The sequence below is a fragment of the Aquihabitans sp. McL0605 genome, assembly GCF_049993875.1.
GTDB lineage: Bacteria > Actinomycetota > Acidimicrobiia > Acidimicrobiales > Iamiaceae > Aquihabitans.
Window position 1 is genome coordinate 115,814 of the sequence record NZ_CP188252.1, and the last position, 21,379, is coordinate 137,192.

Below are 21,379 nucleotides of genomic sequence, written 5' to 3' on the forward strand. Positions count from 1 at the left end.
CCGCCCCATGGTGGAGCCAGGCGGCCGGAACCGACCACGGTGGAGCTGGATCGAGCGGGTCCCGGCGGCGGCCGTGGTCGGCGCGCTCGCCGTGGTGCTCGGCTACCTCACGCGGGTGTGGGTCCGGGCGAGTGCCGGTCCGCTGGTCTGGAACGACAGCGCCGACTACCTGGCGTCGGCGCACACCCCGCTGTGGAGCGTGGATCGCCTGCTGGGCCCGCGCCCGATCCTGATGCCGCTCGTGCTGTCGGCTTCGCACCTGAGCCTCGAGCACCTGGTGGAGGCCCACGACGCGGTGGCCGCCGTGTCGTGGGGGCTGCTGGCGGGAGTCACCGCCGGATGCTTCCGAGGCGGGTGGCGGCCGGTCGTGGCGGGCGGGGCGGTGCTGGTGTTCTCGCTCACGTGGCCCATCACCATGTGGGACCAGCAGGTGCTGACCGAGTCGCTCGCCCTGAGCACGTTCGCCCTGCTCGCCGCGGCGGGGGTCTGGTTCGCCCGCCACCGGACCCCGGCGCGCGGCGCCTGGTTGGTGGTGGCCGCCACGCTGTGGCTGGTGGCGCGCGACAGCCACATCATCCCCGTCGCGGCCGTGGGCCTCGGCCTGGTGGGCGCGGCGGTCGCGCGGTTCACGGGACCGCGGCGCACGGTGGTGCTGACCGGCGGCTTCCTGGTGGCGGTGGCGTTCCTGGCGGCCGGTTCCGCCCAGTACGGCCACCGGGACCGCCAGCCCATCGAGCACGTCTACGTGGCGCGGGTCCTGCCCTACCCCGAACGGGTCGAGTGGTTCGCCCACCACGGGATGCCCGAGGCCCGGGCCCTCGAAGCCCTCCCCGAGGTGGTCGACCCTGGCGGCCTGCACGCCACCTACACGCCGGTGGATGCCGCGCCGGCCTGGGACCGTTGGCGGGCGTGGCTCGACCGCGACGGCCGCCGCACCCTGCTGGCCTACACCGCCGCCCACCCGAGCTACGTGTGGTCCGAGCCCGAGGAACAGCCGGAGCGCGTGTTCAACAACGGCGTCGGGCTGGCCACCTACCGTCCGCTCGACCTGCACGAGGTGCCGTGGATCGCCACGGTCTTCGCCCCGGGGGTTCCGCTCGTGGCCGTCGTGGCGGCCGGAGCGGTGACCACCCTGGTGGTCCGCCGCCTCCCCTGGACGGCCCTGGCCACCGTGGGGGCGGTCCTGGCGCTCACCAGTGCGCCGCACGCGCTGGTGGTCTGGCACAGCGACGGCATGGAGTCGGCCCGCCACCTGCTGGTCCCCACCGTCCAGCTCCGCACCGGGGTCCTCCTGCTGCTCCTCGCCGCCCTGCTCGGCCAGCGTCCCCGAGAGATCTGCCCACCGTCGTCATGACCGAGCCTCAGATGGGTTCAAAGACATGTACATAGCACGACGAGGGACCAGGTCAGAGGACCATGGGTCCCGACCGAAGGCGGAACCATGGACCAACAGGAAGTCTCCCGGCCCGGACTGAACGGGCCCGGACCGAAGCAACGCACTGCACGCGCGTCGTTGGCATTGGCATTGGCGGTGCTGCTCAGCAGTTGCAGCTGGACGAGCGGGGACCAGTACTTCGTCCACTGGGGCGCCCCACGTGACGACGTGGTCCTACGAGAGCGGACGAGCTGGGACCTCACCCTGGCCCAGCGCCTGTTCTACGCGAACAACGATGCTTTCGCCGATCAGATGGCCGGGTTCAAGTGCCACGGAAACAGGTCGTCCACGAGCGCCGATCGATGCGTGATGAAGCTGCTGCACGACCGGACGCAGATCTCCGGCTTCGCAGGAGGGGTGTGGCGACGAGCGACATCCGACGCAGCGCAGCCGGGAATGAGCGATCCCGAGCCGCGACTGACCGACTTCCGCGACGCGTTCAGCACCGTGCGGTCGAGCAGGAGCGACTCGCTGGAGCTCTCCGCTTGCCTCACGTTGAGCGTGCCAGTCGTGGGTGGTTCCAACTGGACGACCCGAGGCCGTACGAACGGTGATTGCCGGACCGGGAAGCACGTGTGGGAATGAGGAGAGCACCTCGGTTCGTGCTCGCTGGCCTTGCCCTCCTGGTGGTGACTGCGACGGTGGGGGCAGTGGTGCTCCAACGCCACCAGGCGATGTTCCTCGACATCCACGTGTTCGAGGCGCCGACCTCGTTCTGCGGCGAGTTCGCCAGCGCCACCTTCACCCATCAGCTCGACGGTGTGGAGCACACCGAAGGTGCCGACCTCCGAGCGACCGTGGCCACGGTGCGGGCCGGGTTCCTCCGTCAGACCGCGGCCCTCGCGTCCACCCCTGCGCCTGACGCGGCACAGATCCGGCGTCTCGCGGCCGCCGTGGTGAGCGGCGAGCGATCGGACGACTTCGGTGCGGCGCGGACGCTTGCTCGATCGCTCGACGCTGATGCGACCGAGCGCTGCTCGTAGGCCGCGTGCGGGTCAGAGGTACTGGCCGGTGCCCACCCGCTCGATGGCGCGGCCACCGGCGGGCTCCTCGTCGCCCTTGTGGCTGATGAGCGTGCGGATGTAGACGATCCGCTCGCCCTTCTTGCCCGAGATCTTCGCCCAGTCATCGGGGTTGGTGGTGTTGGGCAGGTCCTCGTGCTCCTTGTACTCCTGGTGGATGGAGGCGATGAGGTCCTCGGTCCGGATGCCCTTCGAGCCCTCGCCGATGAGCCGCTTGATGGCGAGCTTCTTGGCCCGCCGCACCACGTTCTCGATCATGGCGCCCGAGGCGAAGTCCTTGAAGAACATCACCTCCTTGTCACCGTTCTGGTACGTGACCTCGAGGAACTGGTTCTCCTCGTCGTCGCGGTACATCTCCTCGACGGTGCGCTCGATCATCGACCGGACACACTTCTCGGGGTCTCCCCCGCCCAGCTCGCGCACCTCGTCGGCGTCGAGCGGCAGGTCGGCGGTGAGGTACCGGCCGAAGATCTGCGCGGCGGCGGCCTCGTTGGGCCGCTCGATCTTGATCTTCACGTCGAGGCGGCCCGGGCGCAGGATGGCCGGGTCGATCAGGTCCTCACGGTTGGAGGCACCGATCACGATGACGTTCTTGAGGGTCTCGACGCCGTCGATCTCGGCGAGGAGCTGCGGCACGATGGTGGACTCCATGTCGGAGCTGATGCCGGTGCCGCGGGTGCGGAACATCGAGTCCATCTCGTCGAAGAACACGATGACCGGCCAGCCCTCCTCCGACTTCTCCCGGGCCCGTTGGAACACCAGGCGGATCTGGCGCTCGGTCTCGCCCACGTACTTGTTGAGGAGCTCGGGGCCCTTGATGTTGAGGAAGTAGCTCTTGGCGTGCTCATCGCCGGAGACGAGCGCCACCTTCTTGGCCAGCGAGTTGGCGACGGCTTTGGCGATGAGCGTCTTGCCGCACCCGGGAGGGCCGTACAGGAGGATGCCCTTGGGCGCGGGCAGGCGGTACTCGGCGAACAGGGCGGCGTGGACGAACGGCAGCTCCACCGCGTCGGCGATCTGCTCGATCTGGCTGTCGAGGCCGCCGACGTCGCCGTAGGAGATGTCGGGCACCTCCTCGAGCACCAGCTCCTCGACCTCCGGCCGGGCCAGCTTCTCGACGATGAGGCCCGAGCGGGTGTCCATGAGCACGGAGTCGCCGACGCGGATCCCCTCGGCGGCCACCGACTCGAGCAGCTCGCAGACCCGCTCCTCGTCGGCCCGGCCCACGATCAGGGCCCGGCCCTCGGACATGACGACCTTGATGGTGACCACCTCGCCGGTGCGCTCGCTGGCGCGGGAGAGGATCACGCTGAACGACTCGTTGAGCGCCACCTCATCGCCCCGCTGCAGCTGCCCCAGCACGTCGGGCATGGCGGCCACCCGCATCTTGCGGCCCCCCGAGAACACGTCGACGGTGTCGTCGTCCTCGTTGACCCCCAGCACCGTGCCGTAGGCGGCCGGCGGCTGGGTCAGCTTGTCGACCTCTTCGCGCAGGGCCGCGATGTGGTCGCGTGCCTCGCGGAGGGTGTAGGTGAGCTTCTCGTTCTGGGTGACCGCCTGCGAGAGCTGGCCCTTGGTCTCGAGCAAGCGCTCTTCGAGCGTGCGCACCCGCTTCGGGGCGTCCTGGAGGCGGCGGCGGAGGCCGACCACCTCCTCCTCGAGCGAGGAGGCCTGCTCGCGCAGCTCCTCGAGCTCTGCCGCCTGCTCAGCGATTCGTTGTTCGGTGTCGTCGCTCATGGGACCACCTCAAGTGCGAGTCGGGGATGCCCTTGGCAGGCCGTTGCCGGCCTGATCGGGGCGCTCCGCGGCGACGCTACACGGTGACTTCGCGGGTTCCACGGAGGGTTCCGAGCCTTCACACCGGCGAAACATCAAGGGACGTGACGAACGGCCGATGGCAGGGTTCCCGTGTTCGCGAAGCGGTCCGCTACGCTCCGCAGAGCCAGGGAGCCGCCGACGTGGAGGCTCCATCTGACGAGAGAGGCACACCACCATGAAGGTCTGGATCGACCAGGATCTCTGCACCGGCGACGGTCTCTGCGAGGAGATCGCTCCCGACGTGTTCACGCTCCTCGATGACGGTCTCGCCTACGTCAAGGAAGGCGACAAGATCTTCTCCGACCCGGGCGGCCCGGAAGGCCTGGCCGTCGTGCCGGCCGGTCAGGAAGAGGCCACCATCGAGTCCGCCGAGGAGTGCCCCGGCGAGTGCATCTTCATCGAGCTCTGATCTGCCGCCTCCGGGCGCACGCGATCTGACCGACGGGGCCCTCCGGGGCCCCGTCGTCGCGTCCGGGCGCAGGCGGGCCCCGCTACTCGCTGGGGAGCAGGCGGGCGTTGGTCAAGAAGCCGGTGTGAGCCACCATGCGGTGGTCGGGGCGCACCGACATGCCGTCGATGTTCCAGCCCCGGTGCAGGACCTCCATCGTCTCGGCCAGCTCGAAGCCGCTGTCGACCAGGCGCTCGCGCAGCTGCACGGCCTGGGTGATGGCCGGGGTGTAGGCCACGAGGATCCCGCCGGGGCGCAGCGCCTTCTCGGCGTGGGGCACCACCTGCCACGGTTCGGGCAGATCGAGGATGATCCGGTCGAACGCGAGCTCGTCGATCCCCTCGTAGCAATCGCGCTCCTCGACGGCGTAGTTGGCCACCATCTCGGGGGTGCAGAAGGACTCGACGTTCTTCATGGCGCGGGCGGCGAAGTCGGCGCGGATCTCGTAGCCGGTCACCACCGCGCCAGCCCGCAGCAGCGTCATCGACAGGGCGCCCGAGCCCACGCCCGACTCGAGCACGCGGGCGCCCGGGAAGATGTCGGCCTGCATCAAGATGGCGCCGAGGTCCTTGGGGTAGATGACCTGCGCGCCGCGGGGCATCTTCAGGACGAAGTCGGACAGGGTGGGCCGGAAGGCGGAGAACGTGGCGCCCCGGGTGGACCGCAGGGCCGCACCCTCGCCCTGGCCGACGATGTCGTTGTGGGCGATGAAGCCCGAGTGGGTGTGGAACTCGCCATCGACCTCGAGGGTGACCAGGTAGCGGCGCTTCTTCCGGTCGATGAGCAGCACCCGCTCTCCGGCGCGCAGGGAGCGGTCGGGCAGGACAGGTTCGGTCACGAGGACCCCTTCACGGTGAGGACCACGGGCTGGGCCCCGGCCGAGCGTTCGACCAGGCGGCAGAACGCGCAGATCTCGTTGGTGGACGGTGACCCGCAGGTCTGGCAGAGGCCGAGCCCGGAGGTCTCGGGAGCATCGGGCGCAGCGTCGGCGAACCGGGCCACGGCCCGGTCGAGGAAGCCGAAGTAGAACGCCTGCTTGCTGCCGGGCGACTGGGCTTCGATGGCGTTGAGCGCCTCCTTGTAGCCGAGGTGCTTGTTGCCGGCTGCCATCGGGCACTCCTCGACGATGTAGTCGATGCCCCGGAGGACGCAGTAGGCCGCCATCTCGCGCTCCCCCAGGCGCACCAGCGGCTTCACCTTCCGGGGGAAGCCGTGGCGGGCGGGCAGCACCGGCAGCTGGCGGGCGAGGTACTCGGTCTGCCAACGCAGCGTGTTGCCGAACAGCACGGCGGCCTCGTCGTCGAGGTTGTGGCCGGTGACGACCGCGTCGTATCCCCCGTCGAGCGCGGCCTGGTCGAACAGGTGGCGCTTCGACATGCCGCAGGCCGAGCAGGGCACCCGCTTGGTGACCTTGGCCGCCGTGGGCACGTCGTAGTCGTACTCCTCGCGCAGGTCGATGACCCGCAGCGGCCAGCCCCGCTGCTCGGCGAAGGCCTTGGTCGTGCGACCGGACTCCTCGGAGTACTCGCCGATGCCGAGGCCGACGTAGAGGCCGTCGGCCTCGTAGCCGAGCTCGCGGAGGATGTCCCACACCGCCAGGCTGTCCTTGCCGCCGGAGACGGCGACCAGCAACCGGTCGCCGGGCTGGAACATGTCGAAGTCGGCGATGGCCTTGGCCACCTGGTCGCGGCACAGGCGCAAGAAGTGCTCGGAGCAGAAGTTGGCGTTGTGGCGACGGATGTCGATCACCGCGGGCTCGCGGCAGACGCGGCACTTCACGCGGCACCACCGGAGATGACCGGGCGGATCTCGACCTCGTCGGCGTCGTCGAGCATGGCGTCGCCGGGCACGAGGGTGCCGCCGCGGATGACCAGCACGGTCTCGCGGTGGAGCTCGAGCCGCTGGAGGAGGGCGACGATGCTGACGGGGCCCGGCACCTCGAGGGTGCGCGACGGGTTGCGGAGCTGGACCTTCACGGGTTCCATCCTGGCGCGAGCGGGACGCGGCGCGGAAGTGCGGCGATCAGCTGACCGGTACCGACTCGATGGGCTTGACCTTCTTGGCCTTCTTCGCGGCCTTCACGTCGCGCTTGGCCTGGAGCTCGGCTTCCTTGCGGGCCGCCTTGGCGTCGGCCTTGGCCTGCGCCTTGGCCGTCTTGGCCTGGGCCTTGGCCAGCTTCTTGCGGCCCCGCTTGGTCCGGGGCGCCTTCGGCTTGGGGTCGGGCTCGCCGAGGGTGGGACGGGCGTTGGCGATGATGAGCCGCTGGCCCGGCTTGAGGGTCTCGGAGATCAGGATCTCCTCGCGGCGCTCGGCCAGGCGCCGCATCGTGCGCAGGGTCCACATGGCCGTGCCGACGTACAGCCAGCGCTTGTTGCCGCTGCGGCCCATCCGCATGCCGTGCGCCTCGACGGCGCGCAGCAGGCGGTGGGTGCCCGCAGTCGAGTGGTGGACGGTCTTGGCCATCAGAAGCGACGGACCTCGATGAGGGTGGTCTTCTTGCGGCCACGTGAACGGCCGAACAGGAACACACCCAGCACCACCGCCGCGGCCACGACCGCACCGACGGAGATGGCCGTGCTGCGGGCGTCCTCGGCCATGTCGTCGACATCGCCGGTCAGGGTGCGGAACTTGGCCTCGATGTCGTCACGGGTGATCTTCTGGACGTCGGTCATGCGGATGCCTCCTCGTGGCGGAACGGGCGCTTGATGAACCAGATGGAGATCGCCGCGGCGAGCCCGGTGAAGATCAGGCCGACCAGGTACGGCACCCAGTTGAGGCTGCTGGTCAGGTGGGCGCCGGTCTCGGTCTGCAGCCCGCGGATGATGGCGAGCGCACCGAACCCGATGCCGAGGCACAGCGCCAGCGATCCGGCCAGGCCCCAGCCGAGGAACCTCCCCAGCATCTTGACGGGGTCGATGGTCTCCTGCTTCGCGTAGTCGCGGCACAGGATCCAGAGGTCGGTGACGACCTCCTTCACTCCCTGGTGCTCTCCTGGCATCCCACCTGCAGCTGCCACATCTTCTCCTGGCCGTCGGGCTGGACCTTGCTGGTGCCACCTTACGGGGCGGTGAGGACCCCGGGGCCACGGGCCGCCTGCTCAGGGCCGGTCAAGGGCCTCCGACCGCCACCGCGACCTTGCGTTCAGCCGAGCAGCGGTCGACCAGGTCGGCGGCACGCGCATCGATCGCGTGGAACGAGCCCACCACCACGGGCAGGGCGCCGGCCGCCGGCACCGCCGCCAGGGCCCCCATCCGGGCCAGATCGGTGGCCGCGGGGATGGCGATCGGGGTGGCGCCGCCGGCTGGGCACGGCGGGCGGTAGGTGGACAGGAACTCCCCCAGGAAGGCCTCGGCGCGCATGGGGTCCTTGTCGGTGGCGTCACCGTTGGCGATGTAGGCGAACGTCGCCGTGCCGCCGTCGGGGAGGTCGACGAAGCCCACGAGGGAGCGCACGCCGTTGAGGCTGCCGGTCTTGGCCCGGAGGTTGCCCTCGGCGTGGGTGCCGTCGAAGCGGTTGCGCAGGGTGCCGGTCCGTCCGGCGACCGGGAGGCGCGAGGCGATCGCGCTGTCGGGCCCACCCGACGCGGTCAGGACGCCCACCATCTGGTTGCAGGTGACCCTGTTGCCCGGATCGAGGCCGGAGCCGTCGACCACGACGCCACCGGCCGGTGCCACCTTGGCCGCCGCCGCCCAGGCCGCCACGGCGTGCGCGCCGGCGGCGGTGGTGCCACCCTGGCCGCTGACCACGCCGAGCTCCTTGGCCAGCATCTCCGCGGTCTGGTTGTCGCTGCGCTGGAGCATGTCGCCCATCACGTCGGCCAACGACGCCGAGGTGATCGAGGCGAGCGCAGCCGCGCCGGCCGGCTGCCTGCCGCCGGCGGGCTCCCCCGCGACGTCGATGCCCTGCGCCTCGAGCAGCGCGGTGAACGCCCGCGCTGCGTCGGCCGGGGGATCCTCGGAGCGCTTGCGCACCAGGTCGCCATCGCTGTTGCGCTCGAGGACGTAGCCCTCGTCGACGCTCAGCGCGCTGAGCGGGCCCGACTGCTCCTGGTCGACGTAGCGCTCCGGCCACGACGGGACCGTGCGCAGGGCGTCGTAGCGGGTCTCATCGCCGAGGACCCGGCCCTGCACCTTGGTGATGCCGGCTGCCTTCAGCTTCTTGGCGAGCGCGTCGAGCGAGGTGGTGGGCTGCGTGGCGGAGACGTGGCGGGCGGCCTTGTAGATGCTGGTGAGCAGGGTGGCGTCTCCCCCGCCGACGAGCACCACGTCGCCCTGCACCACCCCGCCCACCACCGGGGCGCCGGACGTGACCTTGGTGGTGAAGGTGGCGTCGGGCCCGATCTCCTCGAGGGCGGCCGACGACGTCAGCAGCTTCTGGACCGACGCCGGGGTCTGCAGGTCGTCGCCGCGGTGGTCGTACACCCGGGTGCCGTCGATCGAGACCGACAGGCACGAATCGTCGGGCGACACGGCCATCACCGTGTCGAGCTTGGCCGTGAGCGCCGGATCGGGCCCGGCCACGGGGACCGGCGGGAGCGTCGCCGACGGGCGCGCCGAGGCGACGCCGAGGGGCGCGGGGATCGCGATGCACGCGACGACGAGCGAGGCGGCGAGCAGCCGCCGGACCGGGCGCACTCAGGCCAGGCCGCGTGCCCGGAGCCACCGAGCGCGCTCCCAGGCGTGGCCCAGGGCGGTGACAGCCCGGTTGGCGGACGGGTAGCAGAGGCGGCCGGTGGCGCGGACGGTGGCCGGCGCCGCGTTCTGCGGGTCGGCCACGGCCAGCTCGGTGGCCAGCAGGATCGGCTTGCCCGTGCGGGTGGAGATCTCGTCGGCCGCCTCGGCGAAGCGGGCATCCTGGCGCTCGTGGTACGCCACGATCCGCTCCAGCCCGTGGTCGGGGTAGAAGCGGCCCTCGCGCATGAGGCGGGCCTGGTTGGCCTGGATGCCGACGCCCAGCTGGATCACGGCATCGACCTCGGGGTGCGACGCGATCAGCTCGAGGACCTCGGGGATGGTGTCGCGGGTCTCGCCGCCGGCCAGGTCGACCGGGTTGTTCCGGCTCCACCGCGGCGGGAGCTTCTCGTCGATCGCGGCGAGCAGGTCGTCGGGGAGCTCGGCCAGGACGAGTTCGCTGCGGGTGATGGCGTCGGCCGTGACGACGCCCCAGCCCCCGGCGGTGGTCATGACGACCACCCGCGGCCCGTTCGGGAGCGGCTGGGTGGCGAACGTGGCTGCTGCTTCGAACGCCTCCTCGACCGTGGCGGCACGGGTGATGCCCGCCTGGCGGCAGGCGCCGTCGAACACTCGGTCATCGGTGGCGAGCGACCCGGTGTGGCTGGCCGCGGCCCGCTGTCCGCCTGACGTGGCGCCGCCCTTCACCAGGACGAGGGGCTTGCGGACCGCCACCGACGACATGCGGTCGAGGAACGTGCGGCCGTCGGGCACCCCTTCGACGTACGCCAGGCCCACGGCGGTGGCGGGGTCGTCGGCGTAGAAGTCGAGGTAGTCGGGGACGCTCACCGCGGCGGCGTTCCCGGCGCTCACGGCCCGGCTGATGCCGACGCCGGTCTGGACCGCGTAGTTGAGGAACGACGACACGAAGTTGCCCGACTGGCTGGCGACGCCGATCGCCCCGGCCGGCGGGTACGGCGCCACGATCTGGGCGCACAGGTGGGCCGGCGTGGACACGACGCCCTGGCCGTTGGGCCCGGCGAGCAGGATGCCCAGGTCGTCGCAGAGCGCCACCAGCTCGGCCTGGGCGGCGATGCCGGCCTCGCCCGCCTCGCCGTAGCCGGCCGAGGTGACGAACGCCGCGCGGATGCCCTTGGCGGCCGCCGCCTTCAGCAGCTCGGTGTTCACCGAAGCCGGGGTGCACACGAAGATCAGGTCGTAGGTGTCGTCGGGCAGCTCGGCGATGTCGGCGACCGTCTGGATGCCCAGCACCTCTGCCCGTTCCCGGTTGGTGGCGGCGACGGCACCCTCGTACCCGGCGGCCAGCACGTTGTGGAGGCTGACGAACCCGAACTTCCCAGGGTGGCTGGAGGCACCGGCGACCACGATGCCCTTGGGCTCGAACAGCGCCCGGAACGCGGCATCGCCGGGCCGAGCCGGACGGGCTCCGATGGGACCGCCGGCATCGCCGGGGCCGTCGGCCACCTCGACCAGGGCATCGACGGCGATGGGCCTGCCGTCCACGATGATCAGCGGGTTGAGGTCGGCAGAGCGGATCGAGGGGTCGGCCTCGGCGGCGGCCGAGAGGCCGAGCACCACGGCAGCGAGCGCGTCGAGGTCGACCGCGGGCTCGCCCCGGAACTCGCCGAGCAACGCCTGCGTGCGGAGCTCGGCGATCATCTCGGCGGCGTCGACCGCGCTGATCGGGACCGGCCGGATGGCGACATCCGCGATCGCCTCGGCGAGGATGCCGCCGACGCCCACCATGACGGTCATCCCGAACTGCGGATCGTCGGCCAGGCCGGCGATCAGCTCGCGGTTGCCCTTGAGCATGGGCGCGACGAGCAGGCCGACCTCGCCATCGTCGGGCGTGGCCGCTTCGAGCAGCGAGCTGGCCGCGTCGGCCACGGCGTCGCCGTCGGCCAGGTTGAGGCGCACGAGACCCCGCTCGGTCTTGTGGGCGATGGCATCGCCGTTGAGCTTCACCACCACGGGGAGCCCGACCTCGGCCGCGGCAGCCACCGCTTCGTCGACCGAGCTGACCACCCGCTCCGGAGCGAAGGGGACGCCGTGGGCGGCCAGCAGGATCTTGGAATCGGCCTCGCTGAGGGTCCGTGCAGACATGGCGAGCGATCCTACTGACTGGCCCCCGGCCGCTCCGAGGCAGCCGATCAGCAGGCTGGTCCGGCGTCTACAGGTAGGGGGCGGTGGGCGACAGCGCCACGTGGAACAGGTTGCGCACGTGGGTGAGCCGCGCCTCGAGCGCGTCGGGGGCCAGCGGATCCCGGTCGAGCAGGCTCTCGAGGAAGGGCGCATCGCTGAAGTAGCTGAGCATCACGCCGTAGCCGGTGAGCAGGATCTGCTCGATGTCGACCCGACGGAAGCGGCCCGCCGCCATCTCCTTCTCGAACCACCCCTCGGCCCGGATCATGAACGGGCGGAGCGCGGCGCCGAGGTCGATGCCCAGGTGGGCGCCTCCCTCCAGGGCCTCCCGGCGGACGATCCTCACGAACTCCGGGTTCTCCTGGAAGAAGCGGAACCCGGCGGTGATGACCAGGTCGACCTTGGTCCAGCCCTCGGCGGAGCGGCCCACGGCGTCCTCCACCCGGATCGACCACTCGGCCAGGCTGATGCGGAACACCTCGGCGTAGATGGCGTCCTTGGACGGGAAGTGGTGCAGCAGGCTCGGACGCCGGATGCCGACCGCCTCGGCGATCTCGTTGAGCGACGTCCCCTCGTAGCCGTGCTCGGCGAAGCACCGCCGGGCTTCGACGATGATCGCTTCCCGCGTGGAGAGGACCGGTTCGGTGGCGGCCATCCTGGCAAGCCTACGCCCGACCTGACGCGTTCATGTGGGTTCCTTCCCAGCGTGACGGGCAGATACGGTCGGCGCATGGACATCGTCGCGGCCGTCTTCATCGAGAACATCGAGCTCCGTCAGGTGGCCGGGCCCTCCACCCGCATCGATCTCACCGGGATCCACTTCTCGCTGGCGGCCCCGTCCCCCGTCCCGGTCACGCTGGAGCCCCACCTCGTGGTCCTGGTGCGCTGCGCGCCCGACGAGCCCGGCACCGGCGCCCTCGAGACGATCTACTCGCGAGACGGCGAGCAGGTCGCTCGCAACGTGCAGCCGCTCCAGGTCGAGCCGGGCAAGTTCGCCTACCGCCTCGTCAAGGCCGAGCTCACGTTCGACGACTACGGCACGGTCGAAGCGGGCGTCCGCATCGACATGGGTCACGTCACCACCGTCCCGTTCACGCTCCTCCCGCCCGCCGAGGGCTGACCCGTGGCGTTCGCCGCGGCCCTGTCCCAGCACCCGCTGGCGACCCATGCCGTCGGTGAGGTGGTCGGCCAGATCCTCGACCAGATGGGCGATGCGCCCGACGCCGCCATCGTGTTCGTCACCCCTCCGTTCGCGGGGGCGCTCGAGGACATCGCCGCCGCGGTCCGTGCCACGCTGCGACCCGGTGCCCTCATCGGGGCCACCGCGGCCGCGGTGCTCGCCGGGGACCAGGAGGTGGAGCAGGGCGCAGCGATCTCGCTGTTCGCCATGCGGTTCGGCACGCAGTCGAGGCACTCCCCCACCCGCATCGCCCGGGCGCTCCCGATCGACGTGGTCCGCCACGAGGACGCGTGGCGGGTCTCGGCCGATGTCGACCTGGCCCTCCCCGGCGCCACCGTGGTGCTGGTCGCGGATCCGTTCTCGTTCCCGGTCGACGCCTTCGTCGATGACGTGACCAGCCGAGCTCCCGGGCTCACGGTCGTGGGTGGGCTGGCGTCGGCGGGATCGGGCCCCGGCGGCAACCGCCTGGTCGCCGACGGCCGCACCACGAGCCAAGGGGCCGTGGCGCTCCTGCTGCCGCCGGGGATCGGCGCCCACGCTGTGGTGTCCCAGGGCTGCCGGCCCGTCGGGGAGCCCCTCGTGGTCACCAAGGCCACCGGCAACGTCATCGAGGAGATCGCGGGCCAGCCCGCGCTGGACCGGCTCATGGCCCAGGCCGAGGCGGCCACGCCAGAGGATCGGTCGCGGATGGCACGCGGTCTGCAGCTCGGGCTCGTGCTCGATGAGCACAAGCTGGAGTTCGAGAGCGGCGACTTCCTGATCCGCGCCGTGCTGGGCGCCGACCACGAGCGGCGCGCCGTGGCGGTGGGAGCCGAGATCGAGGTCGGGAGCACGGTCCAGTTCCAGGTGCGCGACGCCGTCACCGCCGACGAGGACCTTCGCGACCTCCTCGCCGATCAGCCCGGCGCCGCCGCCCTCGTGTTCACCTGCACCGGACGGGGCACCAACCTGTTCCCCGCGCCCGACCACGACGCCAGGATCGTGAACGAGCACGTCGAGGGCGGGGCCACCGCCGGCATGTTCAGCGGAGCCGAGATCGGGCCGGTGGGCGAGCGGCACTTCGTGCACGCCATGAGCGCCACGGTGCTGCTCTTCGACGACGATCGCTGAGCGGCCGACGGGCAGAGGCCCTCACGGTTCCGTCAGGGGGCGGGCCGCACCGCGCCCTTCGGCACGTGGGTGGTGTCGCCGGGACCGAAGCCGCGGGTCCACGCCGCGAACTCCAGCAGGATGCCATCGGGGTCCTGGAAGTAGAGCGAGCGCACGAACGTGTCCTCGGTCCACGCCTCGGACAGGCCGTACTCGCTGTCGTCGTGGTTGGCGATCTCGCTCGTCTCCACTCCGGCGGCCCGCAGCTTGGCCTGGTACTCCTCGAGCTTCTCGGGCGGGACCTGGAAGGCGACGTGGTTCATCGATCCGATGGCGCTGGTGAGGCGGCCCCGGTCGGGGCGGCAGCCGGGACCGCTGATGCCCTCCTGGGGCTCCTCGGCATCGGGGAACCAGAAGAAGGCGAGGGAGTCGCCGCCGCCGCAGTCGAAGAAGAAGTGCTGGCCCAGATCGAAGGGCAGCTCGATGGTCTTGATCAGCGGCATCCCCAGGACGCCTTCGTAGAACGCGACGGTGGCCGCCATGTCCCGGCACACCAGTGCCAGGTGGTTGACCCCACCGAGCTCGAACGGCTTGTCGCTCATCGGTTCCCCTGCTCCTGTCGATGCCTGCCCACGATTGTGCCCAAACGCGACCGTCCCCGCCGACCTTCGGGCCGGCGGGGACGGATCGTCAGTGCGGGCGGGTGCTCAGCCGGCAGCCGGATCGAGGCTGAGGGCCTTCTTCTCCATGAACGCATCGACGCCCTCGGGGCCGAGCTCGCGGCCGAGGCCGGAGTTCTTGTAGCCACCGAACGGGGCGCCGAACGCCATGCCGAAGTGGTTCACCTGGATGGTGCCGGTGCGGACCTGACGGGCGATCGCGGTCGCTTCGTCGGCGCCACCCCAGACCGAGCCGCCGAGGCCGTACGGCGAGTCGTTGGCGATGCGGACGGCGTCGGCGGTGTCGTCGTAGGGGATGACCGACAGGACGGGACCGAAGATCTCCTCCTGGGCGATGGTCATCTTGTTGTCGACATCGGCGAACACGGTGGGCTCGATGAACCAGCCCTTCTCGTGGCTGGTGCGCCCGCCACCGGTGGTGACGCGTGCGCCCTCGCCGCGGCCGGTCTCGAGCAGGCCGAGGATGCGGTCGCGCTGGCGCTGGGCCACGACCGGGCCGACCTGAGTGGTGGGATCGAGCGGATCACCCACGACCATGGCGGCGACGGCCTCGGTCAAGGCATCGACCACCTCGGCGTAGCGGGTGCGCGAGGCCAAGATGCGGGTGGTGGCCACGCAGGCCTGGCCGTTGTTCATGATCCCGGCGTCGAGCAGGTTGGGGATCACGGTGGCCAGGTCGGCATCGTCGAGGACGATGGCGGCCGACTTGCCGCCGAGCTCGAGGGTCACGGGACGGAGCAGGGCGCCGCAGGCGGCACCGATCTTCATGCCGGCAGCCGTGGAGCCGGTGAAGGTGATCTTGTCGACCAGGGGGTGCGTGACGAGGTACTCGCCCACCTCGCGGCCGCCGGGGACGATGCTGAGCACGCCCTTGGGCAGCCCTGCCTCCTCCATGATCTCGGCGAAGGCGTAGGGGTCGAGCGCGGTCTCGGGCGACGGCTTGAGCACGATGGTGCAGCCGGCGACGACTGCCGGGGCCACCTTCATGACGGCCTCGAACAGCGGGACGTTCCAGGGGATGATCGCCCCGACCACGCCCATGGCCTCCTTGCGGACGACCACCGGGCCGAACATGCCGGGCCGGGTCTCCTCGACGGCGTAGGTCTCGCCCAGGCCGGCGTAGTAGTCGAGGATCATGCTCGGCGCGAGCACCTGGCCGAACAGGCCCCAGCCCGACGGGCTGCCCATCTCGGTGGAGATGAGCTGCGTCAGCTCGTCCATGCGGGCCTGGATGCCCGCGGAGGCCGCCGCCAGGATGGCGCAGCGTTCGGCGACGGGCCGCGTGGACCAGTCGGTGGTGTCGAACGCGGTGCGAGCAGCAGAGACGGCGTGGTCGATGTCGGCGTTGGTGCCGTCGGGCACTCGGCCCGCGACCTCTTCGGTGAACGGGTTGATGACGTCGATGGTGCCGGTTCCTGCCGGCTCGACGAGCTCTCCACCGATGTACAGACGATCGTGGACGATCACGATTGGGGACCCCCTAGGCCAGGTGTTGTGGGCCCAGCGTAACGAGTCTCTGACGCCTCGTCAGATTTGTGGCGACGGTCACGCCAACCCTGGTCAGGCGTCCGGGGCCGGCGCTGGGAAGGGTCCATGTCCGAGCTGGGTAGGGTGAGGCGTCCGTCTCTCGACCCCGGCAGCACCGATGACCACCGACGATCTGGAACTCCGCGCCATCAACACCATCCGTGGCCTCGCCATGGACATGCCCCAGAAGGCCAACAGCGGCCATCAGGGCACGGCGATGGCCCTCGCTCCCCTGGCCCACGTCCTGTGGACCAGGATCATGCGCTACGACCCGCAGCACCCCGAGTGGCCCGATCGCGACCGGTTCGTGCTCTCAGCCGGCCACGCGTCCGTGCTGCTCTACTCGATGCTCCACCTCACGGGCTACGACCTGTCGCTGCAGGACCTCGAGGAGTTCCGCCAGTGGGGCTCGCGCACGCCGGGCCACCCCGAGCGCGGCCACACCGCCGGCGTCGAGGTCACCACGGGCCCGCTGGGCCAGGGGGTCGGCAACGGCGTCGGGCTGGGCGTGGCCGAGCAGTACCTTCGGGCCCACTTCGGTCCCGAGATCTGCGACCACCACACGTTCGTGATCTGCGGCGACGGCGACCTGTCCGAGGGCGTGAGCCACGAGTCCGCCTCGCTGGCGGGCCACCTCGGCCTCGGCCGCCTCGTCTACATCTACGACGACAACCACATCACCATCGACGGCCCCACCGAGCTGTCGTTGTCCGACAACGCCCCCGAGCGCTTCCGGGCCTACGGCTGGGACGTCCAGGACCTCGGCGAGGCCGCCAACGACCTCGACGAGCTCGAGGCCGCCATCCGGCGCGCCATGGCCGTCACCGACAAGCCGTCGCTGATCGTCGTCCGCAGCCACATCGCGTACCCGTCGCCCAAGCTCACCGACAGCCCCGCGGCGCACGGCAAGGCCTTCTCCGACGAGGAGATCGCCGCCACCAAGACGGTCATGGGCTTCCCGCCCGACGAGACCTTCTACATCCCCGACGACGTCGCCGAGTACTACGCCGCGGCCGGCGCCAAGGGGGCCGAGCACCGCGAGGCGTGGGAGAAGCGGCTCGACGCGTTCACCGGGGATCGCGCCTCGCTCGACGCGGTCCTCGCCGGCACCGGCACCGAGGGCTGGGCCGACGCCCTGCCCACCTGGGAGCCCGGCGAGAAGGTGGCCACCCGGGTGGCCAGCGGGCAGTGCTTCGCCGCGCTCACCGCCACGGTGCCAGGCCTGATCGGCGGCGGCGCCGACCTGTCGGGCAACACCGGGACCCTCCTCAAGGGCCAGGCGCAGCTGACGTCGGTGACGCCCGGTGGCAAGCAGATCTACTTCGGCGTCCGCGAGCACGGCATGGGCGCGGTGATGAACGGCATGTCGGCGCACGGCGGGATCATCCCCGTGGGCGGCACGTTCTTCGTCTTCGCCGACTACATGCGCCCGCCGGTCCGGCTGGCCGCCCTCTCGGGCCTGCAGGTCATCTACAGCTGGACCCACGACTCCGTGGGCGTCGGCGAGGACGGCCCCACGCACCAGCCCATCGAGCACCTCGCGTCCCTGAGGGCCATGCCCGGGCTGCGCGTGGTCCGCCCCGCGGACGCCAACGAGACCGCCACGGCGTGGCGCGACGCCATCGAGCACCAGGGCCCCACCGCCCTGGTCCTCAGCCGCCAGGACCTCCCGGTCATCGAGGGCACCGCCGGCAACGACGGCGTGAGCCGCGGCGCCTACATCGTCGCCGAGCTCGGACCCGAGACCGACGACGACCTGCCCGACATCATCCTGATCGGCACGGGCTCCGAGGTCTCAGTGTGCCTCGCGGCCGCCCAGACCCTGGCGGGCGAGGAGATCGCCGTGCGCGTCGTGTCCATGCCGTGCTGGGAGGACTTCGACGAGCAGGACGAGGAGTACCAGGCCTACGTGCTGCCCGCCGAGGCCCTCACGCTGTCGGTCGAGGCCGGGGTCACGTTCGGCTGGGAGCGCTGGGCGAGCGACTCCGTCGGCATCGACCGGTTCGGCGCCTCGGCGCCCGGCGCGCTCGTGCTCGCCAACCTCGGCATCAACCCCGACCACGTGGCCGAGCAGGCCCGCGCCCTGCTCGCCGAGATCGACGACTGAACCACCCCCACCCGCCGGGAGGCACCTCATGACCAAGCTGCAGGACCTGCTGACCACCGGCGGCCAGAGCCCTTGGCTCGACAACCTCCGCCGCGACTGGATCGAGGACGGCGAGCTCGCTCGCTGGCTCGACCGCGGCATCCGGGGCCTCACCTCCAACCCCTCGATCTTCCAGAAGGCCATCGAGGGCCAGGCCGTCTACGACGACCAGTTCTCGGCGCTGATCGCGGCGGGCACGCCGGTGGGCGACGCGTACTGGGAGCTGGTGATCTCCGACATCGAGTCGGCGCTGGCCCTGCTGCGCCCGATCTACGACGAGACCGACGGGCTCGACGGGTTCGTCTCGGTCGAGGTGGCCCCCAACCTGGCCCACGAGACCGCGGGCACCATCGCCGCCGCCCAGGGCCTGCACGCCCGGATCGACGAGCCCAACCTCTACGTGAAGATCCCGGGCACCGCCGAGGGCGTGCCGGCCATCGAGCAGGTCATCGCCGGGGGCCGAAGCGTCAACGTCACCCTCTTGTTCAGCGTCAACCGCTACGAGGAGGTGATCGATGCGTACCTGTCGGGCCTCGAGGCCCACGACGGCCCGCTCGACCGCATCTCGAGCGTCGCCTCGTTCTTCGTCAGCCGGGTCGACACCGAGGTCGACAAGCGCCTCGACGCCATCGGCACCCCCGAGGCGCTGGCGCTGAAGGGCAAGGTCGCCGTCGCCAACGCGCAGCTCGCCTACGAGCTGTTCCTCGACCGCTTCAGCGGCCCGCGCTGGGATGCGCTGGTCGCTCGCGGTGCCCAGGTGCAGCGGCCGCTGTGGGCCTCCACCGGCACCAAGAACCCGGCCTACCCGCCCACGCTCTACGTCGACACCCTCATCGCGCCGGACACGGTCAACACCATGCCCGAGGCCACCCTCGAAGCGTTCGACGCCGGGGGCACCGTCGCGCGCACGGCCGACGCCGACCTGGCCGGCGCCCACGCGGTGATCGACCAGCTGGCGGCGATCGGGATCGACCTCGAAGCCGTCACCGTGCAGCTCGAGGACGAAGGCGTCGCGTCGTTCGCGAAGGCGTTCGACGAGCTGCTGGCGTCGCTGCAGACCAAGGCCGACGAGCTCACCGGACGACCCTGATCCATGGCGCTGCCCGGCGAGCTCGTGATCACCGACGACGTCCCGGCCGCGTTCGCGCAGCGCGTGATCGACGCGTTCCGCACCCGCGCCCTCGACACCTTCTCGATCGCCCTCTCCGGGGGCAGCACGGCGCGGCGCTGCTACGAGCGCCTCGCCGACGTCACCGGCTCGCAGATCGACTGGTGGAAGGTCGACGTCTACTGGGGCGACGAGCGCTGCGTCCCCCACGACGACATCGAGTCCAACTACCGCCTGGCCCGCGAGGCGCTCCTCGACCGGGTGGGCGCCGCCAACGCCACCCACCTGATGCGGTGCGCCGAGGGGCCCGATCCGTACCAGCTGCGCTTGGGCGACCTCGGTCGCATCGATCTCGTGCACCTGGGCATGGGGGCCGATGGCCACACCGCCTCGCTCTTCCCCGACTCGGCGGCGCTCAGCTCCGACCCGGGCCGGCTCGTCGCCATGAACGACGATCCGAGCGGGCGCAACCCCTTCCCGCGGATGACGCTCACGCTGGCCGGCATCGCCCGGGCCCGCCTGGCGGTGGTCACCGTCACCGGCACGGAGAAGGCCGAGGCCCTCGCCGCCATCGTCGCGGGCGAGGAGCTGCCCGCGTCGCGAATCTCGTCGGACCGGGTGATCTGGCTCGTCGACCCCGAGGCCGCGTCGCTCCTCTGACCCCGACGGTCAGGCCGAGAAGCGGTGCAGGTAGGCCGTGGAGCCGTAGACCAGGTCGACCAGGTCCGACAGCGGTGCGCCACCGGCCCGCTTGGTCTCCCACCAGCCCAGGACCGAGGGGTCCGGCGGCCGCAGGATCATGCCGACGTAGACGAGCGCCGCTTCCGTGGTGGCCGCCGTCTTCTTCAGGTTCTCGTTCGACTCGCTGAACTGGACGAGCAGGCCGCGGCGCGACATCGATCTGAGGGCGAGCTTGCGCACCCAGAAGTCGGAGCCGGCCCGGTCGAGCGGGCGGTGGAGGACGTTCTGGTAGAGGAGGGCGACGTAGCCGGCGTCGTCGGGGGTGCCGTAGCGCCGTTCGTACTCCGTGGAGGCGAGGAACTCCTTGGCCAGGGACGAGAGGCCCCACCCGGCAGCGTGGCGCCGCGTCCAGAACTGGAGCCCGCCACGGTCGGGCAGGCGACCCAGCGCGGCCAGGTACAGCCGGGCGACCGGCTGGCCGTGCACCGCCCCCTCACCAGCGACGAGCGAGGCGATCAGGCCGCTCGGTGTCATCGTCCCGGCGTCGAGCGCCGAGGTGGCGGTGGAGCTCTCGGCCGCCGACGCACCGCGCGCCAAGATGTCGCCGTAGGCCTGGGAGACCACCGACGATGACGAGTTGAAGGGCGTCCAGTCGGCCGTCGTGGTGCCGGCGTAGGCGAGGATCTGCTGGTAGATCCCGAGCACCTTGGCGGCGTAGCCCGGGTCCGACGCCCAGGTGCCGTTGCCGAACTGCTCCCAGGTGGGCGCCTTGCCCTTGGGGGCCACGAGCGAGAACCGCGGATCCACCAAGGGGTGGGCGAGCTTGGCGGTGGTGACCGATGCGTCGCCGTAGGCCCGGAGGTGCTGGATCTGCGCCCGCACCCCCAGCTGAGCGCTGGCGAACGACGCGGCGCTGGACCCGCCGTCGACCGCTCCGAGCCCGGAGAAGTTGTTGAAGGCGGCCGGGGTCCTGCTCGAGAAGGTGAACCAGCCGGTCTCGACGATCGACTGGGCGAAGGCGATGTCGCCCGCCAGCCCCTCGTCGCGGCCTTCGCTCACGTAGTAGCCGGCGAGCACGTCGATGGAGACCGTGGCGTGGGCGACCTTGCCCTTCGAGCGGAAGTAGCCGGCCAGGTCGGCGGCCGACACGCGGGCTGCGCCCATCACCGGCGTGGCTGCGGTGGCACCGGACGCGGCCGGAGCCGCCAGCGCCAGGACGCTCGAGGCGACCAGCGCGGCGACCAGGCCGGACGCTCGGAGGTGGAGGGAACGGGACCGCCGCAACGCCATGGCCCTCCATCGGCCCCCGAACGGGAACCTCAAGGAGTGACATCTCTGTCACTGATTGTGAGATCAAGGATCCCGACCGGGAACCGGGGCGGGACCCGGCCGAAGGGAGCCGCGGCACCTGG

Annotated in this window: 22 protein-coding genes; 9 read left to right on the forward strand and 13 right to left on the reverse strand. The window is 71.2% G+C overall.

Features of this window, described 5'->3' with window-relative positions; all coding sequences use genetic code 11:
* Positions 1–7 precede the first annotated feature (7 nt).
* The 3 genes from ACPPVX_RS00550 to ACPPVX_RS00560 all read left to right on the forward strand — a co-directional run bounded on the left by ACPPVX_RS00550 (position 8) and on the right by ACPPVX_RS00560 (position 2,418).
* Positions 8–1,354 (forward strand): hypothetical protein, encoded by a 1,347-nt coding sequence (locus tag ACPPVX_RS00550; RefSeq protein WP_426572925.1) that lies wholly within the window; start codon positions 8–10, stop codon positions 1,352–1,354.
* An 87-nt stretch (positions 1,355–1,441) separates the two neighbouring features.
* Positions 1,442–2,020: a hypothetical protein gene (locus ACPPVX_RS00555; RefSeq protein WP_426572926.1), complete on the forward strand. Its 579-nt coding sequence runs from the start codon at positions 1,442–1,444 to the stop codon at positions 2,018–2,020.
* A 65-nt stretch (positions 2,021–2,085) separates the two neighbouring features.
* Positions 2,086–2,418 carry a hypothetical protein gene (locus tag ACPPVX_RS00560; protein ID WP_426572927.1) on the forward strand — a complete coding sequence of 111 codons (333 nt, stop codon included), beginning with the start codon at positions 2,086–2,088 and terminating at the stop codon, positions 2,416–2,418.
* 12 nt (positions 2,419–2,430) lie between these two features.
* Here the strand turns inward: ACPPVX_RS00560 and arc are convergent, their stop codons facing one another.
* Positions 2,431–4,194: a proteasome ATPase gene (gene arc, locus ACPPVX_RS00565; RefSeq protein ID WP_426572928.1), complete on the reverse strand. Its 1,764-nt coding sequence runs from the start codon at positions 4,192–4,194 to the stop codon at positions 2,431–2,433.
* Positions 4,195–4,450: 256 nt separating this feature from the next.
* Here arc and ACPPVX_RS00570 point away from each other — a divergent pair, with 256 nt between their 5' ends.
* Positions 4,451–4,684, forward strand: a complete 234-nt coding sequence (locus ACPPVX_RS00570; RefSeq protein WP_426572929.1) for a ferredoxin — start codon at positions 4,451–4,453, stop codon at positions 4,682–4,684.
* A gap of 82 nt (positions 4,685–4,766) precedes the next feature.
* Here ACPPVX_RS00570 and ACPPVX_RS00575 read toward each other — a convergent pair whose 3' ends face one another.
* The 9 genes from ACPPVX_RS00575 to ACPPVX_RS00615 all read right to left on the reverse strand — a co-directional run bounded on the left by ACPPVX_RS00575 (position 4,767) and on the right by ACPPVX_RS00615 (position 12,211).
* Positions 4,767–5,561 (reverse strand): tRNA (adenine-N1)-methyltransferase, encoded by a 795-nt coding sequence (locus ACPPVX_RS00575; protein WP_426572930.1) that lies wholly within the window; start codon positions 5,559–5,561, stop codon positions 4,767–4,769.
* On the reverse strand, positions 5,558–6,502 hold the full coding sequence (locus ACPPVX_RS00580) for an ATP-binding protein (protein ID WP_426572931.1): 945 nt from the start codon (positions 6,500–6,502) through the stop codon (positions 5,558–5,560). Before ACPPVX_RS00580 ends, ACPPVX_RS00575 begins: the two co-directional genes overlap by 4 nt.
* Positions 6,499–6,699, reverse strand: coding sequence for a MoaD/ThiS family protein (locus tag ACPPVX_RS00585; protein WP_426572932.1), 201 nt, complete (start codon positions 6,697–6,699; stop codon positions 6,499–6,501). Before ACPPVX_RS00585 ends, ACPPVX_RS00580 begins: the two co-directional genes overlap by 4 nt.
* Before the next feature lie 46 nt (positions 6,700–6,745).
* Entirely contained in the window at positions 6,746–7,186 is a 441-nt protein-coding gene (locus ACPPVX_RS00590; protein WP_426572933.1) for a hypothetical protein, read from the reverse strand.
* Positions 7,186–7,395, reverse strand: coding sequence for a hypothetical protein (locus ACPPVX_RS00595; RefSeq protein WP_426572934.1), 210 nt, complete (start codon positions 7,393–7,395; stop codon positions 7,186–7,188). The genes ACPPVX_RS00590 and ACPPVX_RS00595 overlap by 1 nt, the downstream gene beginning before the upstream one ends.
* Positions 7,392–7,700 (reverse strand): hypothetical protein, encoded by a 309-nt coding sequence (locus ACPPVX_RS00600; RefSeq protein WP_426572935.1) that lies wholly within the window; start codon positions 7,698–7,700, stop codon positions 7,392–7,394. The genes ACPPVX_RS00595 and ACPPVX_RS00600 overlap by 4 nt, the downstream gene beginning before the upstream one ends.
* 130 nt (positions 7,701–7,830) lie before the next feature.
* A complete protein-coding gene (gene dacB / locus ACPPVX_RS00605) occupies positions 7,831–9,357 on the reverse strand; it encodes a D-alanyl-D-alanine carboxypeptidase/D-alanyl-D-alanine endopeptidase (protein WP_426572936.1) in 1,527 nt (508 codons plus the stop codon).
* On the reverse strand, positions 9,358–11,517 hold the full coding sequence (locus tag ACPPVX_RS00610) for an acetate--CoA ligase family protein (RefSeq protein ID WP_426572937.1): 2,160 nt from the start codon (positions 11,515–11,517) through the stop codon (positions 9,358–9,360). It abuts the gene before it with no gap.
* Between the two features lie 67 nt (positions 11,518–11,584).
* Positions 11,585–12,211: a TetR/AcrR family transcriptional regulator gene (locus tag ACPPVX_RS00615; protein ID WP_426572938.1), complete on the reverse strand. Its 627-nt coding sequence runs from the start codon at positions 12,209–12,211 to the stop codon at positions 11,585–11,587.
* A 75-nt stretch (positions 12,212–12,286) separates the two neighbouring features.
* Between ACPPVX_RS00615 and ACPPVX_RS00620 the strand changes: the two genes are divergently transcribed.
* A complete protein-coding gene (locus ACPPVX_RS00620; protein ID WP_426572939.1) occupies positions 12,287–12,676 on the forward strand; it encodes a hypothetical protein in 390 nt (129 codons plus the stop codon).
* A gap of 3 nt (positions 12,677–12,679) precedes the next feature.
* Positions 12,680–13,846 carry an FIST signal transduction protein gene (locus tag ACPPVX_RS00625; protein WP_426572940.1) on the forward strand — a complete coding sequence of 389 codons (1,167 nt, stop codon included), beginning with the start codon at positions 12,680–12,682 and terminating at the stop codon, positions 13,844–13,846.
* 32 nt (positions 13,847–13,878) lie between these two features.
* On the opposite strand, the gene ACPPVX_RS00630 is transcribed toward ACPPVX_RS00625, so the two are convergent.
* Both ACPPVX_RS00630 and ACPPVX_RS00635 read right to left on the reverse strand, forming a co-directional pair.
* The gene (locus ACPPVX_RS00630; protein ID WP_426572941.1) at positions 13,879–14,427 is read right to left on the reverse strand and encodes a VOC family protein; all 549 of its coding nucleotides are present in this window, start codon (positions 14,425–14,427) and stop codon (positions 13,879–13,881) included.
* A 105-nt stretch (positions 14,428–14,532) separates the two neighbouring features.
* Entirely contained in the window at positions 14,533–15,972 is a 1,440-nt protein-coding gene (locus ACPPVX_RS00635) for an aldehyde dehydrogenase (protein ID WP_426572942.1), read from the reverse strand.
* A gap of 178 nt (positions 15,973–16,150) precedes the next feature.
* On the opposite strand from ACPPVX_RS00635, the gene tkt reads away from it, so the two are divergent.
* From tkt to pgl, 3 genes are read left to right on the forward strand one after another with little or no spacing between them, the layout of a single operon-like run.
* The gene (gene tkt / locus ACPPVX_RS00640) at positions 16,151–18,139 is read left to right on the forward strand and encodes a transketolase (protein ID WP_426572943.1); all 1,989 of its coding nucleotides are present in this window, start codon (positions 16,151–16,153) and stop codon (positions 18,137–18,139) included.
* A gap of 28 nt (positions 18,140–18,167) precedes the next feature.
* Positions 18,168–19,268, forward strand: a complete 1,101-nt coding sequence (gene tal / locus ACPPVX_RS00645) for a transaldolase (protein WP_426572944.1) — start codon at positions 18,168–18,170, stop codon at positions 19,266–19,268.
* Positions 19,269–19,271: 3 nt separating this feature from the next.
* Complete coding sequence (gene pgl, locus ACPPVX_RS00650) at positions 19,272–19,946, forward strand: 6-phosphogluconolactonase (protein WP_426572945.1); 675 nt, start codon at positions 19,272–19,274, stop codon at positions 19,944–19,946.
* 9 nt (positions 19,947–19,955) lie between these two features.
* Here the strand turns inward: pgl and ACPPVX_RS00655 are convergent, their stop codons facing one another.
* A complete protein-coding gene (locus tag ACPPVX_RS00655) occupies positions 19,956–21,257 on the reverse strand; it encodes a DUF4214 domain-containing protein (protein ID WP_426572947.1) in 1,302 nt (433 codons plus the stop codon).
* Positions 21,258–21,379: the final 122 nt, after the last annotated feature.